Below are 18,570 nucleotides of genomic sequence, written 5' to 3'. Positions count from 1 at the left end.
AATCCGAGAATTCAACGCCGGTGAGTCCGTGGCTGCTGAGGCATGCGTCTGGTGCTCGCGGAGCTTTCTCGGGGTCGCACATCATGACCGTGGTGGTCGACGGCGAGAGCCTGACCCTGCCGGACCGTATGACCCTCACCGTGCGGGTGGAGGTGCCCACGGGCGGCGGGCACACCGTGGACCGGGAGGGCTGGGAGGCCGTCATGTGCCGGCTGGCGGTCGGCGTGGCTGACGCTGAGCGGGAGGGCCAGATCGTGTGGGTCTCCCCGGCCAGCAGCCACGTGACGCGCTCCTGGGACCTCTGGGAAGGCCGGATCACCCCGCTGCCGGTCGTAGCCCTGAGCGCGTAGCCATGGGCGGTGGTGCGGCCGCGAGGGCTGCAACCACCTGCGCCCCGGCGCCGCCGTCCCTGCCGCAGCGCACCGCCCGGGGCGGGCGAGGATTCCGGAGGAATCAGGTCCCAAAACCCTTAGGGTTTCATCATCTTGACGACCCGTAGGGTCGTGCGCCGTTCCTCCGGAGGAGGACGCGCGCTAATTGTTTTTAGGCTGGCAGGGAATGTACTGCAATTGAAATGAGCGGCAACTCGAATTCCAATTAATTCCCCGCCAGCTGCGCCCCACTCACCCGAGCGGAGCGCTCTATTCTACGCATGGAAAGAGGGGCAATTGATGGAGCCGACCGGAAACATGGATGCTGGGCTGCGCCATGTCGTCGAGGGGCGTGCGGTCGTGAGCCGTGCGTGGATCGTCGCCTACACCGGGGCGGGCCGCTCAACCGTGGCCCGGTGGTACGCGCTGCGCCACGAGCAGCCGGAGGGGCGCCGTCACCCGGAGCGGGTGGTCACCATCGACCGGGTCGACTACTACGACCAGGCGGAGGTGGAAGCGTTCTGGGCTGCGCACCAGAGGCCGTGGGGACGGCACGGTTGGGCGTCTCCGGGGTAGGAGCGGGGCAGGGCAGGGAGAGCGGGGGCGGGGGCCGTCCGGTGTCCTCAGAGCGCGCTCAGACCGTCGAGGTCGCCCTGGCGGAGCTCCGGCGGGCCGGTGGCCACCAGCGCGGCCTGGCGGCCCGGCTCGCCCGTACGCACGGCGGCGGCGAACGGACATGGGGCGGGCCGTCACACGACGCCCGGACCGCGTACGACGAGGAGCACGAGCACCAGGCGCAGCGGTCGGCCCCGGTAGGAGCGGCTGCGCCCCGTGGTGCCTCCCACGTCGGCCCGGCGCCACCGCGTCGGGCGAGGAGACAGGCCAGCGCAGCGCCGCCCCGACTTCCCCGCGACCACCCCCAGCACCACACCACCACCACACAGCAGGCAGGCCGGGGGAACAAGGGGAAGTCTGAGCACTCACCAGACGCGAACCGGGGCCTGACCTGCGGTTGTGCAACGGCCGCCGATTTTCCGGTGTCGCCATTGTTGTCGCTGTTGTCGTCGCTAATACCGTCGTCATTACCGTCGCCAATAGTGTCGCCGTTATACGACCGGTCCTCCCGTGGCCCCATGGGGGCCGAGGGCGCCCAGCACGCCGGGAGCGCCCGAGGGTGAGCCCCGGGGGTCCCGGAACGCCGCCCAGGAGGCCGCCAGGCGCCCCGGGGCCGCCTCGTCCGTCGCGGTGGCCCACCGGCCGCCGCGACACCCTCAGAGGCCAGCGCAGCGCCGCCCCGTCTTCCCCGCGACCGCCCCCACCACCAGACACCACACCCCACCACCACAGCAGGGCAGGCCAGGAGAACAAGGGGAAGTCCGAGCACTCACCGAATGCGAACCGGGGTCTGACCTGCGGTTGTGCAAGGACCGGGCCGAAACATGCGCGCCGGATAGTGGTACGGATAGCAGAACGGATAGTGGACCGGATAGCGGTACGGATAGTGCGCCCCTGCCGCCGAACCACCCCGCCCAGTCCTGAACGCGTCGACCAGGGCGCCGTCCTGCCATCGGGCCGGCGCGGCCCTCCCCGGGCCGTACAGGGCCCCGGACTGCCCCGCGCCGAGGTGTGGCAGGGTGCCAGGCGTCCGGGGCGGGTGGCTGGTGCCCGGTACCAGTGACGGAACACCCGCCCCGAACACCCCCGGGACCACATCCCCGCGGGCGCGGGGAGCAGACGCGGGCTCGCTCGGCTGCGCTCTTGGTGTTGGGACCATCCCCGCATGCGCGGGGAGCAGAGTCATCCGTAGCCGCCCTTCATGCCGTCGGCGGGACCATCCCCGCATGCGCGGGGAGCAGGACGCCCTGGCAGAACTGCCTGGGCCAGGACCGGGACCATCCCCGCATGCGCGGGGAGCAGGCCCGGAGCGGGAGGCTGGTTGTCTGCGACGGGGGACCATCCCCGCATGCGCGGGGAGCAGACTGCTTGACCTGCGACGCTACCGCGCCGCACAGCGGTTCTGACACACTTTCACCGAAACGGATATAGCACCCAAAGGCGCCCACGGAAGCCATGCCACCAGGGTGCCGCAGCGTGACACTCTGCACACCGCATTTCAGGTCCGACAAGAAAAATTTCCAACGGGTTGAGGTCTGCGGATTGCTGTGGTGAGTGAGTGCCGTCCCGCCTCTGACCTGCGGTGGTGAGTTTCCGACCAGGAAACTCACCACGCCCCGGGGCGAAAACTCACTGCCGCCGTGCGCACTCACCGCGAAAACTCACTGCCCCGTGCGGACTCACCGCGGAAAACTCACTGCCGCAGGTCAGCGGCCCGCCGGGGCGGTTGGCGTCGAGGTCCTGGACCTCGAGGACGTCGACGCCGGGACCCGTCGTCATCGTCGTCAGGTGGCGAGAGCGACGACGGCGACCAAGCCCACGACGACCGCAACGAGGAGGCCGCCGCCCCCGATCGCGACACCCAGCGGCTTCTCCATACGGGGGTGGCGGTGCGTGACGTAGGCCAGGCCGGCCAGGACGAGCCCGGACACCAGGACCAGGAGCAGCCCGACGAACAGGACGAGGACGAGGGTGAGCGTGGACACGGCGTTCTCCATTTCGGTGGGTGCGCTCCGGTAGAGCGCGGGCCACAGTCCGCAATCCCGGACGGCGAAGCGAGTCCTCGCGAAGATCCGTTCCGGGCCTTCGCAGAGAGGTCTCTGACGGGGCGTGGGGCGGATTCGCGAGCACTTGACGAACGGTTGGTGCGGGGTGGTGGCAGCACAATGACCGAGCCACGAGTTAGCGGCGCAACTCCGTGATCGCACAGCTCAGCCTTAGGCGCTGGGCGGAGTTCATTGGGCACCCGGCCGTGCGCCTGCACGCGCGTCTTGGCACCTGCGGATTCACCGATCTCGGCGGTGTTGAACATGAGCTGGAGGCCCGGAGATCAGGAGTCGGCCCTCCCGGCCTCGCTCTCCGGGCTTCCGGACGTCGGCGGTGGATGCCGTCTGCCGGCTCGTGGGCTTACCCCTTCGCCGCAGGGGTGGGAGGGCGGATGCCTGGCTACAGCAGTCCGGCTACGTCGGCGAGCCAGCGCCCGAGCAGATCGGTCTCCAAGTAGAAGGGGGCCACGGTCGCGGTGATCAACATCAGGGGCACCGCACCGAGCAGCATCCGGTCAGCTCCTGGCACAGAGGCCCACTTCGTCATCAGGTACTTGTCGCCGAGCGCGACAACAGTGAACCAGCACACGATCGCCCCGGCGAGGACGGCCAGGACGGCGACGGTGAGCCTGGCGATGCTCAGGCCCGGCTCGGCCTGAAACCCTGCACTGAGCCCTGTTCCCAGAGCCCCGGTCACCACTAGCGCCAGACAGATGAAGACCGTGTCGCAGCTCGCTTTGGGCCGCGACACGCTGGAGTGCAGGACGACCCGGGTACGTTTCCGGGCACGGTCAAAGGTGTGCAGCTCCGGCGAGTAGCGGTCGCCCGAGCTTCGGGACTTCCGCGCAGGAGCAACAGGGGGACGGTGCGGACCTGACGTACTCGCCTGGGCGGTCCGAGTACGGCGTTGAGCGAGTATGGCTTCCATGCCGGTGTCTTGCGTTGACACCCCGGAAACTGTGTGTGGCTGCTCCTCGACGAGGCGCTGGTTCTGCTTGCGCAGGACACCGACTTCCTGCTGCAGCAGCCGGGCCTGCTTGCGCTGCTCGGAGAGGTCGGCCTCGATCTGGTGGATGTAGTCCTGGGCGTGGCGCAGGCTCTCATCCTGTTCCCGGACCTGTTCCTGCAGGAGTGCTCGTGCGCCTTCGGTGGTCCGGGCGTGATCGAGTGCCTGGGCCAGTTTCGCGGCGAGGTCGCGGGCCTGGGTCTCGAGGTCGGCCAGGCGTGTGTCGGCGACCCGCTTCGCGTGCTGCTGCTCGTCCCGCAGGCGGTCCAGCTCCTCCCTGATCTGGACGAGCTGGACCGCGGGGGACCCGCTGGTGGCGTGTGCCTGACTGCACAGGGCGTCCAGCAGGTCGCCCGTCTCCTGGTCCCAGAGCAGGCCCCGCTCCTCGAGGAAGGCCCGCAGTTTACGAAGAAAGTCGTACGAGGCGACCCGGTCCCCGCTCAGGTAACGCGAGAGGGCGGCCTGCGAGATATACAGCGCTGCGGCTATGTCCTTCTGCGTGCCCCCGGTGGCAAGGAAGCCGTCCACCACGTCGCGCAACGCTGCCGCGTACGCGGCACCCGCCGCCGCTCCCTCTTCGGATCCACCCATCCCGGCCCCTCTACCCCCGTGAACACCGTCCGCAAGCAGCGCAGTTGACCGATTGTCGCGTATCCCTCGACGCGCCGGGGCCGACTCGTCGAGGACAGCCGCACACGACTGGACCCGGCCGGGCGTTACCGATTGCCGGGAACGGGCCGTTCCCACTCCCGCACCGCACACCGTCGCCCAAAGCTGTCATCAGCGGACGCACAGGGCGGACGCGAAACCCGAGTGAATGAGGTCGGACGATGGCCCTCTCCCCGAACCTGGTACCCGCATCCGTCACCGCAGTCAGCGGTCTCGCCACCGCGATGGCCGGCGCCCCCTGGTGGGGAGTCGTGATCTGCCTCGTCCTGACGCTGGCCGCGACATCCGTCCAGAACCTCTTCCCCCAGGACTCCCCCGACCGCCTCACCTGGTGGACCAACCACCGCGAGCACCGACACCTCCGCCGCACCCACGACCGCGACACCCGCCCAGGACCACCGGCATGACACGGGGCGGGGCGGCCGGTAGGTCCTGCGGCGCGGCGACCGGCGCAGCCCGGGTCGCCTACCGGTTCTTCCCGTTCCGTACGAGGGCGACGATCGCACCCGGCGCTACGGCGATCGCCGACACGAGCGTCGTCAGCAGCACGGGCGATGGCCAGTCATAGCCGATCCCTACTTCTGCGTTAGCCCCGTAGAGAGCGGCGACCAGAACGACGAGAACCGAGACACCCAGGACGCCCATCGCCCACGCCCTGGAGGCAGAAGGAGTACGCAACGGCACAAGCGCGACTAGTACCCACACCACCGCGAATACCACCAGAACTAATAGCAACATGCTCATTGCGGACTCCCCCAGGCCAGTTCCGAAGACAGGACAGACGACAGTGCCACGCTCTACGGGCCACGTCACCCCCGCAGAACCGCACCCTGACAGAACAACGACGGTGCCCGCCCCGCCCGTACAGCGGCTCCGGGGAGTGCTCGCGGTGTCGTGTGGCAGGGTGCCGTGGGTCTGGGGCGGGTGGCTGGTGCCCGGCCGGTTACGGAACACCCGCCCCGGACGACACCGGGGTGCTTGGCGGGGCCAGGGGAGCGCCCAGCCCGCCGGATGCGGTCCAGACGGCTCCAGCGGTGACCCTGCCCCTCGCGGCGGTCCTCCGGTCGACGGACTGTCCTTAGCTGCTGGTACAGCGCCGCCCTGCTTCCCCGGGTCCACGCCCGCCACCGTTGTCCGGCGGCAACGTGCCTGTGGGCTTCGCGTCGGCGGTCTGGTGCGCGGCTACAGCAGGCCGATGTTCTCGGCCAAATGGCGCCCCCAAGCATCCATACCGGGGATCCATGGAATGACCAGCCCTGCAGGCAGGGCGAACGGAACACCAACAATTGCGACCATGGTTGCCGTGTCAATCACGGTTGAATCGGCAGCAAACGAGATGAAGATCCCGGCGACCCAGCCCGGAAGGCCGTTGCTTCTTCCGGGGTGACGCCGCTCGCCAGCAGTATCCCGTCGAGCTCGCGCCCGTATGGCAGGAGGGTTCCGCCCAGCCACTCCTTTGCGGTGCGCTGTTCCTGCTCGGTGAGCTGTCCGGTGGGACTGATATGTCCTCTGTGGAGCGCGGCGAGAACCATGTCCCTGCCCTGCCAGGCCTGCCGGGAACGCAGTGCCCACAGGTGCGCCCCGAACTCATCCGGGGTACGGACCGTGGCCAGGCTCTCCACCAGAGACGGGCCCGGTACGGCTGCCCTTCCAGGGCGCCGCGCAGCTGGGTGGCTGTCCGTCGTGCCGGGCCGGTCACCCGGGCCCGGCACGGCCGCTGTAGCGGGTGCCCACACCTCGACGGGATCGTTGTCCAGGTGATCCGCGGGCAAGGTGTGGACAACTACTGCTGCCTGGGCGTTCTCGGAGTTGTCCACGACTTGTCCCGGGACAATCGTGGGGCCTTCGGGTACGCGGTCGACGGGACGGAGCCCGACGTGCTCGCGCGGGACATCGAGCTCCCGGTCCTGCTCGGCCAGCTGCTCGGCGGCCACCCGCAGGACCGCAGAGATCTGGTCCAGCGGGGGAACGTCGAGCACCGACTCCGTAGGCGCCGGGACCGTCTGCGTCTCTTCCCTGGCGTGGACCGGCTGCACTGGATCGGCGACACCCCATAGGGACCGCGCCCATTAAGCGCGTTGAGCCAGCAAGCCCCGCAAGTCCGGCTGCAAGGGGGCGGCGACACGGCCTGACCCACTGTGGCGCGCCGAGGGGCTAGCACCGCAAGCACCCGATCCGGCGGCCAGGTTTGAGGGCTTCCCTCGTGTGCACGCGTGTGCACGTGCACGTGCACGTGTGCACGCATTAACGCGCGCGACCACCCCCACCGAGCCGGTTCCGGTGGCCTGGACGCTCTCGGAGGACGTCTCCGGATCGGACCCCGGCCGCCGGGCTCCCGTGCCTCCCGTACGGGCCGCACACCCACCGCTCACCCGACGCCCGCCCACGGCCGCGCCCTCGCACCGGCGCAGCCGCGCAGTCGTCCAGGGGCGGACAGGCAGGCGCGGCTGCGGGGACGGGTGCGCGGGCGCAGCCCTGGGTGGTGGTGCCTTGCGTATGCGTGTGCGCAGCACGCCCGGCACGGGACACGCTCGGCACGCGTTGGGGGGCCGCCCAACAGGTCCTCGACACTGTCTCGCGACTCCCTGAAAGGGCGCGTGGCGGCAACCGAACGGCAAGCGGCAACGTCCGAAATCACAAAGGTCGCGCAGCTGATCAGATACCCGGCCATGATGCTCTTCAGGCAGCGGCAACGTCAGAACAACGTGGGCCGGATGTCCCGCTGCGCCGAGTCCGGGCACTACTTCCTTCCAAAGAGGAGCCGTCCATGAGTGAGCCGAGTCCTGCAGGACCACCGCCTCCTAACCCGCCGTCGCCTGGCCCGACACCTCCCAGAAGCCGCTTGGGCGAATGGGCAGCCGTCCTGTCTGCGCTGACAGGCGTGGCTGGGCTCTTACTCGGATTCTTCGGACTTCCGGTGGTGTTCAATTCGCCGACTGCGAGAACGCCGGTGGCACAGCCACCCGCCACAGTCACCGTGACGCACACGCCGACTGCCACCGAGTCCACCCCGGCTTCCACCGCCCCCTCCTCGTCGGCGGAGCCCGCGGCGGTCACCAGCAAAAACCTCCGCATGCCCGCCGACTACAGCCTTTTCCTTTCGGACAACCCGATCAAGCCTCGTCAGGATTTCAACTCCGATCTCTCCTACACCGTCGCGAATGGACTGACTTCGAAATCGGGGAAGCTCGTCCGACTGGACTCCGGACAGGACGGGACGCGGGCCGAATGCGAATCAGAAACCCGATACACCGACGCCGTCGGGGAACCGCAGCTGACCCAGGGAACCAGGGTCTGTGTTCTCAGTAACGATCACGTGGGGCTCGTGACAATCCGGACCGCTCCAGAGCAGCGGGACGGTGGCCACTTCGTGACCTTCGACATCATCGCCTGGCCGTAGATCCGTCAGAATCGAAAGAGCGGTTGTCTTGGACGGGGTCCAGAGACCCCAGGGGCGGGCGGCGCCGCGTTCCCAGGCCGGCTGCGCATGCGGCCGACGGACCCTTCAACAGCCGATGTGCTGCGCAGCCGGGCGAGCCCGACGTTGAGGTGGCCGGGCACCGGTACGCGGCACTGATCGGCGGGCCACTGGACGGGCAGCGCCTCGACGTCACCGGGTGGAGCGTGCAGCAGCTGGTGGACGGCGCGGCACTCATCACCGAGCAGGGTGCGTACGGGCCGGGCGGGCCCACTACGAGGGCCAGCCCGGCGACCCGGACCGACTGCACTGGGTCGGCGACAGCGCCTGACCCAGCTGTCGCGCGCCGAGGAGCAAGCCCCGCACGGTGGTTACTTACTCCTTCCCTCCTCCCTCGGCGGAGAGAGCCCGCCACCAGGCTCCAGGCCAGTCAATTGGCCGCTCCATGCCAGGAGGTGAGGAGTAAGGAACCACCGGGCGCGCGTCCCGGGTGCCCTTCGGAGGGTTGCTCGGCGGCCGACTGCGGGGGTCGGCACGAGGCCCTGCCGCACTGTGGCGCACCGAGGGGCCAGCCGTGCCACACCCGTGCCGGAACAGGCTGAGGAATCACGGGGAATCTGGTTCGTCGGCAGCCACGAAGGCCGGCGTGAGGGCTCGCCGTAACGTGACCGCGTGGATGAACCCAGGATCAAGGTGTACGGCTCAGCGACCGAGATCACCATTGCGGCGAACGCCGCAGGGTTGCGCGACCTGGCTGAGCGACTCATGGGGCTCACAGATCCCGAACTCAGCGACGGGTACCACGAGCACCTCGAGAGCGGCATCAATCTCGAAGACGGGATCGGTCAGCCTGATCCTGGCCCGGGACGAAGCGCTGTAGAGCCACGCCGACCCAGCACCGGTACCGCTTGACCCGCGCCGGCTACGGCAGGAAGGCAGAACCGGCCGGATTCGAACCGGCGTCCTCGCGATTTTGGAGACCGCGCGCGACGACCTCTGCGCTACAGCTCCGCCCCGTCCGCCATCCTAAAAGTGGTCACTTACAGTAGCCGCGCAAGCCCGGACGAGGGTCCGGGCCGTCCAGTCGTCCGCTGGGCGTCAGCGGATGTCTGGACGGGGCGGGCGGCGGGTGATTCCGGGCCGGCTGCGATGTGCCAACGACGCGTTTCGGCGCAGTGTGGGACATCGAGGGGTTAGGCCCGCAAGCCCGGCCGGAACCGTGCCGTGCCGTCGGTGCGGGCACCGCCACCCGTGTCCGTTTGACCGTCATACCCACCGCCACCCTGTCCGGTTTGCACCGTCATGCCCACCGCCACCCCACCGTCATCGGGTGGCGGTGCATGACGGTCAAAACGGGCGGGGTGGCGGTGCCATGTCGGTGCCGGGTGGCGGTCCTGACCTGGCCAAACAGCGAAAACGGCCCATCTGCGGTTTTCGCCCTCAGACAGGCCTCAGGGCCGAAAAAGCGCTCCAGTCGTCCCGAAGGGGCCCGGCGCGGCCGGACGACCCCGGCGAGGGCACCGGATCATCTGCCCGGACATCCGCCAGGGACCTGTCGGGAATCCGTCCAAAGGGCCCGTTCATCTGTCCCCCGAACAGACCCGGGACGGATTCCCGACAGGTCCCTGGACAGATCCCTGGCAGATGGCTGGACAGACCTCCGCAGTGCAGGCCCGCACGTTCTACGGCTCGCCACGAGGAAGTCGAAACCCCGCGCGCCTCACGCCGCTGTCTTCTCGCCAGGTTGAGCGATCGAGTCCTGGCGGGCCGGCGCAAGAGCCATCCTGAGCGTATGGAGGACTTCGAGTTCAACTGCTGGAGATGCTGGGAGACCAACCTCATCCAGGCCGGCCCAATGGATTCTGGACCACCACGCACTACGAAGTGCCCAGCGAGTGGAACTGCTGGTCATGCGGCGCCAGCAACACCACCCCCGACGACTGACACAGGCGACCTCCCGCTGCACCCGCGACCGACCTCCCCGCAGGCACTGCGCAGATTGCGCACCCGCAGGGTGCCCTTCAAGGCAGCGCGGAAGCATCGCGCGGGATTGCGCACCTTGCCGCGTACCGAATCCACGTCGCAGGAAGGACGCCTCACGCGCACAAGCGGCAGGAGCGCCACTGGTGTCCGGTCCGAGGATCGCGGCTTGCCGACGGACAGAGCGCCCAGCCAGCTCATGCCGTCCTCGCCTCGAGTTGCCCCTGACGGCGGGCAAGGCGCTTCAGCTCCACCCGGGCCGCGGGAACGCGGCCGGATGCAGTGGACCAGAACGGATGCCACTGAATCCGCACGGACAAGACCAGCAAGCGGCGGCGTAGCGCGGTGGTGCGGCGGGGGCGGGGTGTGGCGAGCTGGCGGTAGGTGGCGTGCCAGTGGCTTTAGTGCCGTCAGTTGTTCACGGGTTTGGGAGGCACCCAGATCCACGGTCGGGTGATGTTCACGAGTTTCGACAGCACCGGGGTACTTGCCAGGGCAGCATCGGGGTGCTCCTGGTGAAAGGTCCTGGTCATGCCGCAGATGTCGAAGGTCGAGTTGTACGCGGCGATCCGGCGTGATCACCGAGCTGGCATGAAGATGCGCGAGCTTGAGCGCAAGTACAACGTGTCGTGGCGGACGGTGAAGAAGGCCGTGGACTCGGTCTGGCCGGAGCCGCGCAAGAAGCTTCCGCCGCGGCCGACCGCGCTGGATCCGTACAAGCCGGTGATCGACGAGATGCTGCGGACGGACCTCGACGCGCCGCGCAAGCAACGGCACACGATCACCCGGATCTTCCACCGGCTGGTCGAGGAGCACAGCGCCGACGTGTCCTACCAGATGGTCCGGCGCTACGTCTCCGACCGGAAGCCGGAGATCCTCGCGGCCTCGGGGAAGGCCCCGGTGGAAGCGTTCGTGCCTCAGTCCCACCTGCCCGGTCACGAGGCTGAGGTCGACTTCGGTGACGTGACGGTGCGTCTGGCCGGCGAGCTGGTGACCTGCTATTTGTTCTCGCTTCGCCTGTCCTACTCGGGCAAGGCCGTGCACCGGGTTTTCGCTTCGTGCGGCCAGGAAGCGTTCTTCGAAGGGCATGTGCATGCGCTTCGGACGCTGGGCGGGGTTCCCCGGACCAAGATCCGCTACGACAACCTGAAGTCGGCCGTCGCCCAGGTGCTAGGGCTGAGCCGGGCGAGGGTGGAGACCGATCGGTGGATCGCTTTCCGCTCGCACTTCAACATCGAGAGCTTCTACTGCCGCCCCGGGCATCGAAGGCGCCCATGAGAAGGGCGGCGTCGAGGGGATGATCGGCTACTTCCGACGCAATCACTTCACTCCGGTCCCGGAAGTCGACTCCCTCGCCGAGCTAAACGAGATGGTTGATCAGTGGGACCTGCACGACGGGCACCGCCGGATCGGCTCGCGGCCGCGGACCGTGGACGAGTACTTCACCGTCGAACAGCCGCTGCTCATGCCGCTGCCGGAGGAGCCGTTCGAGACGGGCCGGCTGTTCACTCCGCGGGTCGACCGGTACAGCCAGATCGCCGTTCGCACCAACCGCTACTCGGTCCCGACCCGCCTCATCGGCAAGCGAGTGCGCGTCGTCCTGCACGCCTCTCACCTGGTGGTTTATGACAGGAATGTCGAGGTGGCCCGGCATGAAAGGCTGATCGCGAAGGGCAGCTGCCGCCTGGATCTGGACCACTACCTCGAAGCCCTCATCCGCAAGCCCGGTGCCTTTCCCGGTGCCACGGCTCTGGAACAGGCCCGGTCGGCGGGCAAGTTCACGCCGGTCCACGACGCCTGGTGGGCCCAGGCCCGCAAAGTTCACGGAGAACGGGACGGCACCCGGGCGTTGATCGAGGTCCTGCTGCTGAACCGGCACCTCGCCCACGAGCATGTGGTCGCGGGCCTGGCCACCGCGCTGCGGGCCGGCGCCCTGACCGCTGACGCCGTTGCCCTGGAGGCCCGCAAAGCCGCCCAGGCAGAGGACGAGCCAACAGTCGGAGCATCCGCTCCGGCGATTCCCGGGACGCCAGCGACTGTCACGTCGCTGCACGAGTGGCGCCTCGCGCACCTCCCGCCGGACACCAGACCGCTGCCGTCGGTGACCCCCTATGACCAACTGCTCCGACGCCGCCGCACCAGCGGCAGCGACCACCATGAGGGAGAAGCACAGTGACCACCCTGCCCCGCCAGCGAGGCTTGACCGAGCAGGCCGCCGACGCCGCGATCGACAGTGCTTGCCGCCTGCTGCGGTTGCCCTCAATTCGCAACGAGTTCAACGAGATCGCCGACCGGGCGATCAAAGATCAGATGACCTACCGCGGCTTCCTCGCCGAGCTGCTGATGACCGAGTGCGACGACCGGGCCAGGCGTCGTTCGGAACGACGGATCAAGGCCGCGGGCTTTCCACGGGAGAAGTCCTTGCGGGCCTTCGACTTCGACGCCAACCCGAACATCGACGCTGCGTGTGTCCACACCCTGGCCAGCTGCGAGTGGATCAAGAAGAGTCAGCCGCTCTGCCTGATCGGCGACTCCGGCACCGGCAAGTCCCACATGCTCATCGCCCTGGGCACCGAGGCCGCGATGAAGGGCTACCGGGTCCGCTACACGCTCGCCACGAAGCTGGTGAACGAGCTGGTCGAGGCCGCCGACGAGAAGCAGCTCAACAAGACCATCGCCCGCTACGGCCGCGTCGATCTCCTCTGCATCGACGAACTCGGCTACATGGAACTCGACCGACACGGCGCCGAACTCCTCTTCCAGGTTCTGACCGAACGCGAGGAAAAGAACAGTGTCGCCATCGCCTCCAACGAGTCCTTCGGCGGCTGGACCAAGACCTTCACCGACCCCCGCCTCTGCGCGGCCATCGTCGACCGTCTCACCTTCAACGGCACCATCATCGAAACCGGAACCGGCTCCTACCGCCTCGCCAGCACACGCGCGCGAGCCGAAGAGCCAGCCAAAGCCAGCTGACCCTGCATCTCCCACGCCGATGGACCGCCGCCTCGCCGGCGGCGGTTCCGCCTATGCTGACGGCGCGCGAAACAGCAGCAAGAGCACTGGTCAGACGCCTTCAGACCGACCAAGGGCCTCGTCGAGCCCGGTACAGTGTGCGATCGTCGCATCGTCCGCCGCCACCGCGTGGCGTGCCTCCGCCTGCCGGACACGATGGATGATTTCGACGGGTCCGCTCGACGCCAAGACGGCCATGACCCCTGGCCAGTCCGCGAGCTGGAACCGATCCACGATGCGGCTGGCTCCATTGCTGAGCAGGACGGCACCGGTCAGCTCGGAAACCGGACAGCTCCCGGTGATCGCCTCCTCTGCCGCCCACGGGTCGTCCTTGGCCACCCAGAAGCCGCCCGGCTGGTTTCGGTTGGCGCGCAAGTCCCGCAGGATTCGGTGGTACTCGTCGCTCCCTTCGGCGACGGACTCGAGCGCGGCTTGGTACGACCGGCTGATGACCACCTCCCTGGGATCGGAGACGACCAGCGGCCCACCAACTGCTTTGTCGAGCACGAGAACCGAGTCACCGAGCACCAGGTACTCGATGAGGCCGCCGGACAGCCGCAGGATGGCTACGGTTGCTGACGGACTGATGGAGTTGGCGACGTCGCAGGTGCCCCGGTGAATGTCCGTCACCTGCTGGATGGCCTCGGCGAGGAGCGCCGCGAGGCTGTGGTCCCGCTCGCGTGACAGGAGGCTGAGGAGGCTGCCTCCCAGGTGGCTGGCGTACCAGGCCACGCCGTGTCGGCAGATCGATTCGGTGCCGGCGATGCCGGCGCCGTCGATTAGCACGACTCCCGTCGGTACAGCGCCGGTGAAGTCCTCGTTCGCGTGGCCAGTCCGCGCCGCAGCGCTCGTCATCGTCACCCGCATGCCCTGCCGCTGCCCTCCTGCTGATTGAGGCGTCGACCATACAACCGCCGATGCCTTGGGGCGCACACAGCACGTTCAGCCGTAATCGTTTGGGCACGTTGACCTGCACGCCGACACGCCAAGCCGCAGTGCCGTCATTTCTCGTGAACACCCACCGCGACGCCGAGCATGAACTGCTGCTGAAACAGATCGACAAACGCTGTCGCTGGAAGTGAACGAAGCCACCGCATTGACGATGCCGGGGCTGCCCGCGCCGATGCTCTCGAAGAAGGTGCTCTTGGTGAGCCAGGCGTAGAGGCTGAAGAGTCCGCCATAGGAGTAGCCGAAGAGACCGTGACCGCCCGGGGCTGTGCCGTAGTCGCGTTCGATTCGCGGGTGCAGGTCGTCGGTAAGGAAGTTCAGGAACATGTCCCCGCGGCTGTCGCTCAATTCAGCGAGGTAGGCGTCGGCTTAGAGCTGTCCCGTAAATGATGGTGGAGGCAGGCACGACAAGGTGCAGTGGCAAGATGACGGCTTCGACGCTCCTGAGAGGTCATCTTCGTGCCCACGCCCGCCGACTACCTCGCACTGGCGCATGCCGAGAAGGACAGCGTCGTGCTGCAGCGTCTCGCGCAATGTCCGTACCCCTTCGTCTGGCAGGCCCTGGCTGCCAATCCCCACACCCCGCCCGTCGCCCTGCAGGAGCTGAGCACGGCCCGAGACAGCGTCTGGAACGACAACAGGCTCCTGTGTCTGCTGGCGAAACATTCCGGCGCGGACCCCGTCGTTCTTCGAGCTGTCCTCGGTGCCGTTGCCGCGAAGCTCGAAGAGGGCGAACGGCCCTACGCCGCCGTGCTTGCTCTTGCAGACCGGCTGGAACTTGATGCGGACGCGGTGAGGAAGCTCGGCAACCTCCGTGGCGCCTCTGCCCGTCTACGCCACCTGCTCAGACTGCGGTTGAGCCTTCGCACCTGAGCTGTCTCTGGTCATGGGTGAGATGATCTTGTTGTGGCTGGTGTGATCACGGCGTCGGAGCCCTCTTGGATAGCCCCCTTCACCGGGTTGAGTCCGCGGCAGTTCGGGAAACTCGTGACGGTTTTGCGGCATCAGGGAGCTGATGCGGTCCGCAGGGGCCGGCCGTGGAGCCTGTCATTGGAGGATCGGACACTGCTGGTCGCGGCGTACTGGCGCACGAATCTGACCATGCGGCAGCTTGCCCCGCTGTTCGGGGTGTCCAAGTCGGCGGCGGACCGGATCATCGATCACCTCGGGCCGATGCTCGCCCTCCAGCCCCGCAAGCGGTTCGCGAAGGACACGGTGCTCATCGTGGACGGCACCCTGGTGCCCACCCGTGACCACACCGTTGCTGAGCAGTCGAAGAACTACCGGTACTCCACCAACCACCAGGTGGTCATCGACGCCGACACCCGCCTCGTCGTGGTGGTCAGCCGGCCCTTGCCCGGCAACCGCAACGACTGCAAGGCGTGGGAGGAGTCCGGGGCGAAGGCGGCCGTCGGCACGACGATGACCATCGCCGACGGCGGCTATCCGGGCACCGGGCTCGTGATGCCGCACCGGCGCCAAAAGGGCAAGGAGCTGCCCGGCTGGAAGCAGGCCCACAACAAGTCCCACAAACAGGTCCGCGCCCGCGTCGAGCACGCTTTCGCTCGCATGAAGACTTGGAAGATTCTCCGCGATTGCCGTCTCAAAGGCGACGGCGTCCACGACGCCATGCTCGGCATCGCACGGATGCACAACCTCGCCGTCGCCGGATAGACCACCCGCCGTGCAGCAGCCCACCATGCTCGAGGCCGCTCAGAGATCATTTACGGGACAACGCTTTGCTCGCGAGTCGTCACACCCCTTTCGACCCCCATTTCCACCGCATCGATGTACTCCTTCGCGATGGGTTCGCCGGGCGGCACGAGGTCGCGGTTGCGCAACCGCTCCCAGCGCTCGGCTTCCTCGCCGGCCGGAGCAGCTGTCGCGTGTCCGCGGCTTCTTCTACGTCGTCGGACTGGCCGCGTACGCACCCGACGACTTCCGTGAGTTCGTGGAGTCGATCGACGACCTGACCGTGATGCTGTCCTCACTCGCGGAACGTGAAGGGCTCGAGGCGAAGGACGCGCGGGAGGTGGCCGCCATCACCACTGCCGCGATTCGCGGTCTCCTCCTGCAGGAACTCCTCACTACCGGAACCCGCTCGGAAGACGCGGTCACCTTCATCTTGCGCATGCGCGAAGGCCGAGCCGCTCCACGATCACGTCCGGAACGTTGAGCCTTCGCGCCTCCGGGGCGGCCCGAAGCTGCGTGTCCTGCCCATATGCCTCGTCGCCGGTCACCCACGGTGCCTCCACCCGGCGTCCAGTGCGGCAGCGATCATCTCCCAGGCAGGGCCTCGGCGAAGTCGCGTCATGCCCGGTTTGTGATCTGTGGGGCCCAGGAGGTGAGGGGTGTCGAACGTCCACGGACTTGAGTGCTGGTAGCTTCGCGCCCGTGATCGTGTATCCGCTGTGGCATGTCGGCCACCAGAACGAAGCTGGCGACGACGGCTCGACAGTGCACGTCGATGAGAGTGGCGTGTTCTGCGACGAGTCGGACGGCGACGACGTAAAACTGCTCGGTATCTACTCAACCCGCGAACGGGTTGAACAGCGTGTGCGTCAGGCTCGGCTGCTACCGGGCTTCCGTGACGAACCGGAGTGCTTCTCCTTCGACCCCTGCGAGCTCGATGAGAATGATTGGACCGAGGGCTTCGTTCGAGTTCCGCCGAGCGAGTAGGTCCGCAGGCAGAGCCCTGGTGGGCTGCCGTTCCCTGGGCGCGTAAACCTCAGCGCTTCGACGCCGCCCGGTCCTCCAAGGACAGGCCCCACGGTCGGCCCTTGCGGACCGCGTCCGCACCCTCGCGCCGCAGCACGATCACCAGCTTCCCGAAGATACGCGGGCTCAGCCCGGTGAACTGGGCTGTCCAGGACGGCTCCGACGCCGTGATCACACCAGCCACGCCGGGATCATCGCACCGGCCCGACGTGCCGCCCCAGCACCCCTCCCCGCCTCAGCGGAACTCGTGGACCACCTGGATATCGCCGACGATGTGAGCGTTGAAGTTGTCCATCTCCTCGGCCGGAACCCAGAGCTCGAGGATCGTCTGCCCGCCGGCCTGCTGGACGGGATACCGGCTCAAGAACTCCGACTCCACCTCAAAACGAGTGACAAAGCCGGCACCGTCATGCTTCACGTTCCAGTCCCGGGCGATCCTGATCGCGTAGTCCTCGTTCAAAACCGGGTAGAAGATCGGCTGCTCGGGCAGCCGGGGCGGCCACGCACGCCAGTTCAGCTCCCGAACCAGATCCAGCTCCCTGGGGCCGGTGGGGCGCCACAGGGTCGTCGTTGCTTGCTGGCTGGTCATGTGCATCGCTCTCTGAACGTAGGCCGCTGGTACGGCGGGTCGAGAAGCCGGACGATACCGGCACCGCGATCTTAGTAGCTACGCAGTTTCCGCACCCTGGACAGCTCCGTGACCAGCAGTTACGGGACAGCCCTTACGAGCTCGTGCACGGTTAGCGGTGAGACGTCGAGCGCGGATCGGCGATCATGGCTGCGTGGTGGGGAACGTGACGCGCACAGCAATCATCAGCGACCGGAGGATCACGGGCTTGTCGCCCGCTGTGATCGCTGAACTTGTTGCTGAGGTGGGCCCGTTGTGGCATGAGCGGCACCAGGCCAGGCTTGCGTCCAGGCCGCGGAAGCGTGCCGTGGGCGCTGGCGCGAAGCACCAGATGGTGTTCGTCGACCGGCTCCTGGCCACGCTGGTGCACCTTCGCCATGGGGTTACTCATGAGGTACTGGCCTGCTGGTTCGGTGTGGACCGCTCGACCGTCACCCGGGCTGTCGGTGAGGTGCGACCCCCGCTCGCCGAGCGAGGGTCCACCGTCAGCCCCGACGTGCGGCTGCGAACTCTGGCTGAGGTCGTGGAGCATCTCGGCCAGACCGGGAAGACGGGCATCATCGACGGCACCGAGATCCGGGTCCGCCGCCCGGCCGTCGGCCGCAAGGACCGAGACAGGTTCATCTCCGGCAAGAACAAGCAGAACGCCGTGAAGGCCATGGTGTTCACCGACGGGGACGGACGGCTGCTGTTCTGCAGCCCGACCAAGCCCGGAAGCTGCGCGGACATCACCCACGCCCGCGAGTTAGGGCTGGTCAAGCTCCTGACCGACGGTCCAGCGGTCGAGATCCTCGCCGATGCCGGCTACCAAGGACTCGGAGCACAGACCGGCGGACGCGTCGTGACGCCCCCGCACCGCAAGTTCAAGAAGAACGCCCCGGACTGGTACGAGGAGATACACGAGCGCCAGCGCAAAACGCACTCCTCACGCCGCATCCGGGTCGAGCACGGCATCGCCCACCTGAAGAACTGGCGGGCACTGGCTCGCCACGTCGGCCGCCGCGAGCACATGGACGACACCGTCCAAGCCATCGCCGGCCTGCTGTCCCAGCAACAGACCGCAGACCGGATCCTGGCGTGGCAGACGTGAGCACCGAGGCCCCCGGCTCTTCGACGTCTCACCGCTAACCGTGCACGAGCTCGTTAGGGATTGCAGATCA

General features: G+C 67.8%; 18 protein-coding genes, 1 tRNA gene and 2 pseudogenes. 13 read left to right on the top strand and 8 right to left on the bottom strand.

What is annotated here, in order from left to right:
- Positions 1-83 precede the first annotated feature (83 nt).
- Positions 84-350: a hypothetical protein gene (locus LWJ43_RS32780; protein ID WP_277335764.1), complete on the top strand. Its 267-nt coding sequence runs from the start codon at positions 84-86 to the stop codon at positions 348-350.
- 321 nt (positions 351-671) lie between these two features.
- On the top strand, positions 672-947 hold the full coding sequence (locus tag LWJ43_RS32775) for a hypothetical protein (RefSeq protein WP_277335763.1): 276 nt from the start codon (positions 672-674) through the stop codon (positions 945-947).
- A 1,823-nt stretch (positions 948-2,770) separates the two neighbouring features.
- On the opposite strand, the gene LWJ43_RS32770 is transcribed toward LWJ43_RS32775, so the two are convergent.
- Positions 2,771-2,971: a hypothetical protein gene (locus LWJ43_RS32770; RefSeq protein WP_277330185.1), complete on the bottom strand. Its 201-nt coding sequence runs from the start codon at positions 2,969-2,971 to the stop codon at positions 2,771-2,773.
- Positions 2,972-3,431: 460 nt separating this feature from the next.
- Positions 3,432-4,628, bottom strand: a complete 1,197-nt coding sequence (locus LWJ43_RS32765; RefSeq protein ID WP_277330186.1) for a helix-turn-helix domain-containing protein — start codon at positions 4,626-4,628, stop codon at positions 3,432-3,434.
- Between the two features lie 239 nt (positions 4,629-4,867).
- Here LWJ43_RS32765 and LWJ43_RS32760 point away from each other — a divergent pair, with 239 nt between their 5' ends.
- A complete protein-coding gene (locus tag LWJ43_RS32760; RefSeq protein WP_277330187.1) occupies positions 4,868-5,113 on the top strand; it encodes a hypothetical protein in 246 nt (81 codons plus the stop codon).
- A gap of 58 nt (positions 5,114-5,171) precedes the next feature.
- Here LWJ43_RS32760 and LWJ43_RS32755 read toward each other — a convergent pair whose 3' ends face one another.
- Positions 5,172-5,450 (bottom strand): hypothetical protein, encoded by a 279-nt coding sequence (locus LWJ43_RS32755; protein ID WP_277330188.1) that lies wholly within the window; start codon positions 5,448-5,450, stop codon positions 5,172-5,174.
- A 1,013-nt stretch (positions 5,451-6,463) separates the two neighbouring features.
- Between LWJ43_RS32755 and LWJ43_RS32750 the strand changes: the two genes are divergently transcribed.
- The 3 genes from LWJ43_RS32750 to LWJ43_RS32740 all read left to right on the top strand — a co-directional run bounded on the left by LWJ43_RS32750 (position 6,464) and on the right by LWJ43_RS32740 (position 9,036).
- Positions 6,464-6,763, top strand: a complete 300-nt coding sequence (locus LWJ43_RS32750) for a hypothetical protein (protein WP_277330189.1) — start codon at positions 6,464-6,466, stop codon at positions 6,761-6,763.
- Between the two features lie 920 nt (positions 6,764-7,683).
- Positions 7,684-8,106 carry a hypothetical protein gene (locus LWJ43_RS32745; RefSeq protein WP_277330190.1) on the top strand — a complete coding sequence of 141 codons (423 nt, stop codon included), beginning with the start codon at positions 7,684-7,686 and terminating at the stop codon, positions 8,104-8,106.
- A 690-nt stretch (positions 8,107-8,796) separates the two neighbouring features.
- Positions 8,797-9,036 (top strand): Imm32 family immunity protein, encoded by a 240-nt coding sequence (locus tag LWJ43_RS32740; RefSeq protein ID WP_277330191.1) that lies wholly within the window; start codon positions 8,797-8,799, stop codon positions 9,034-9,036.
- A 24-nt stretch (positions 9,037-9,060) separates the two neighbouring features.
- On the opposite strand, the gene LWJ43_RS32735 is transcribed toward LWJ43_RS32740, so the two are convergent.
- Positions 9,061-9,135 (bottom strand) — tRNA-Trp (locus LWJ43_RS32735).
- A 1,509-nt stretch (positions 9,136-10,644) separates the two neighbouring features.
- Between LWJ43_RS32735 and istA the strand changes: the two are divergent.
- Both istA and istB read left to right on the top strand, forming a co-directional pair.
- Positions 10,645-12,280: pseudogene (gene istA / locus LWJ43_RS32725) on the top strand (IS21 family transposase).
- Entirely contained in the window at positions 12,277-13,077 is an 801-nt protein-coding gene (istB, locus tag LWJ43_RS32720; RefSeq protein WP_277330192.1) for an IS21-like element helper ATPase IstB, read from the top strand. The pseudogene istA and the gene istB overlap by 4 nt, the downstream one beginning before the upstream one ends.
- Before the next feature lie 90 nt (positions 13,078-13,167).
- Here the strand turns inward: istB and LWJ43_RS32715 are convergent, their stop codons facing one another.
- Together LWJ43_RS32715 and LWJ43_RS32710 are read right to left on the bottom strand one after the other, a co-directional pair.
- Positions 13,168-13,983 (bottom strand): protein phosphatase 2C domain-containing protein, encoded by an 816-nt coding sequence (locus tag LWJ43_RS32715; RefSeq protein WP_277330193.1) that lies wholly within the window; start codon positions 13,981-13,983, stop codon positions 13,168-13,170.
- A gap of 75 nt (positions 13,984-14,058) precedes the next feature.
- A complete protein-coding gene (locus tag LWJ43_RS32710; protein WP_346771956.1) occupies positions 14,059-14,412 on the bottom strand; it encodes an alpha/beta hydrolase-fold protein in 354 nt (117 codons plus the stop codon).
- A gap of 111 nt (positions 14,413-14,523) precedes the next feature.
- Between LWJ43_RS32710 and LWJ43_RS32705 the strand changes: the two genes are divergently transcribed.
- The 4 genes from LWJ43_RS32705 (at position 14,524) to LWJ43_RS32690 (ending at position 16,743) form a co-directional block, all read left to right on the top strand.
- Entirely contained in the window at positions 14,524-14,937 is a 414-nt protein-coding gene (locus tag LWJ43_RS32705) for a hypothetical protein (protein ID WP_277330195.1), read from the top strand.
- Between the two features lie 33 nt (positions 14,938-14,970).
- Positions 14,971-15,738, top strand: coding sequence for a transposase (locus tag LWJ43_RS32700; protein WP_277330196.1), 768 nt, complete (start codon positions 14,971-14,973; stop codon positions 15,736-15,738).
- Between the two features lie 277 nt (positions 15,739-16,015).
- A complete protein-coding gene (locus LWJ43_RS32695) occupies positions 16,016-16,240 on the top strand; it encodes a hypothetical protein (protein WP_277330197.1) in 225 nt (74 codons plus the stop codon).
- Between the two features lie 218 nt (positions 16,241-16,458).
- On the top strand, positions 16,459-16,743 hold the full coding sequence (locus LWJ43_RS32690; protein ID WP_277330198.1) for a DUF7336 domain-containing protein: 285 nt from the start codon (positions 16,459-16,461) through the stop codon (positions 16,741-16,743).
- A gap of 64 nt (positions 16,744-16,807) precedes the next feature.
- On the opposite strand, the pseudogene LWJ43_RS32685 reads toward LWJ43_RS32690, so the two are convergent.
- Positions 16,808-16,966, bottom strand: a pseudogene (locus LWJ43_RS32685) (IS5/IS1182 family transposase); the annotation flags it as partial.
- Between the two features lie 51 nt (positions 16,967-17,017).
- Positions 17,018-17,377: a hypothetical protein gene (locus tag LWJ43_RS32680; protein WP_462100853.1), complete on the bottom strand. Its 360-nt coding sequence runs from the start codon at positions 17,375-17,377 to the stop codon at positions 17,018-17,020.
- A gap of 340 nt (positions 17,378-17,717) precedes the next feature.
- On the opposite strand from LWJ43_RS32680, the gene LWJ43_RS32675 reads away from it, so the two are divergent.
- Complete coding sequence (locus LWJ43_RS32675) at positions 17,718-18,500, top strand: transposase (RefSeq protein ID WP_277330200.1); 783 nt, start codon at positions 17,718-17,720, stop codon at positions 18,498-18,500.
- The last annotated feature ends 70 nt before the right edge of the window (positions 18,501-18,570 follow it).

The sequence above is a fragment of the Streptomyces sp. JH34 genome (assembly GCF_029428875.1).
In the GTDB taxonomy this organism is placed as follows: domain Bacteria; phylum Actinomycetota; class Actinomycetes; order Streptomycetales; family Streptomycetaceae; genus Streptomyces.
Note: the sequence above shows the minus strand (reverse complement) of the source record. Positions and strands in the feature narration are given on the sequence as shown.

Excerpts from the sequence above, each read along its gene's own strand:
- LWJ43_RS32680 (WP_462100853.1), bottom strand. The coding sequence starts at position 17,377 with ATGCACATGACCAGCCAGCAAGCAACGACGACCCTGTGGCGCCCCACC.
- LWJ43_RS32765 (WP_277330186.1), bottom strand. The coding sequence starts at position 4,628 with ATGGGTGGATCCGAAGAGGGAGCGGCGGCGGGTGCCGCGTACGCGGCA.
- LWJ43_RS32755 (WP_277330188.1), bottom strand. The coding sequence starts at position 5,450 with ATGAGCATGTTGCTATTAGTTCTGGTGGTATTCGCGGTGGTGTGGGTA.
- LWJ43_RS32760 (WP_277330187.1), top strand. The coding sequence starts at position 4,868 with ATGGCCCTCTCCCCGAACCTGGTACCCGCATCCGTCACCGCAGTCAGC.
- LWJ43_RS32715 (WP_277330193.1), bottom strand. The coding sequence starts at position 13,983 with ATGCGGGTGACGATGACGAGCGCTGCGGCGCGGACTGGCCACGCGAAC.
- LWJ43_RS32775 (WP_277335763.1), top strand. The coding sequence starts at position 672 with ATGGAGCCGACCGGAAACATGGATGCTGGGCTGCGCCATGTCGTCGAG.
- LWJ43_RS32780 (WP_277335764.1), top strand. The coding sequence starts at position 84 with ATGACCGTGGTGGTCGACGGCGAGAGCCTGACCCTGCCGGACCGTATG.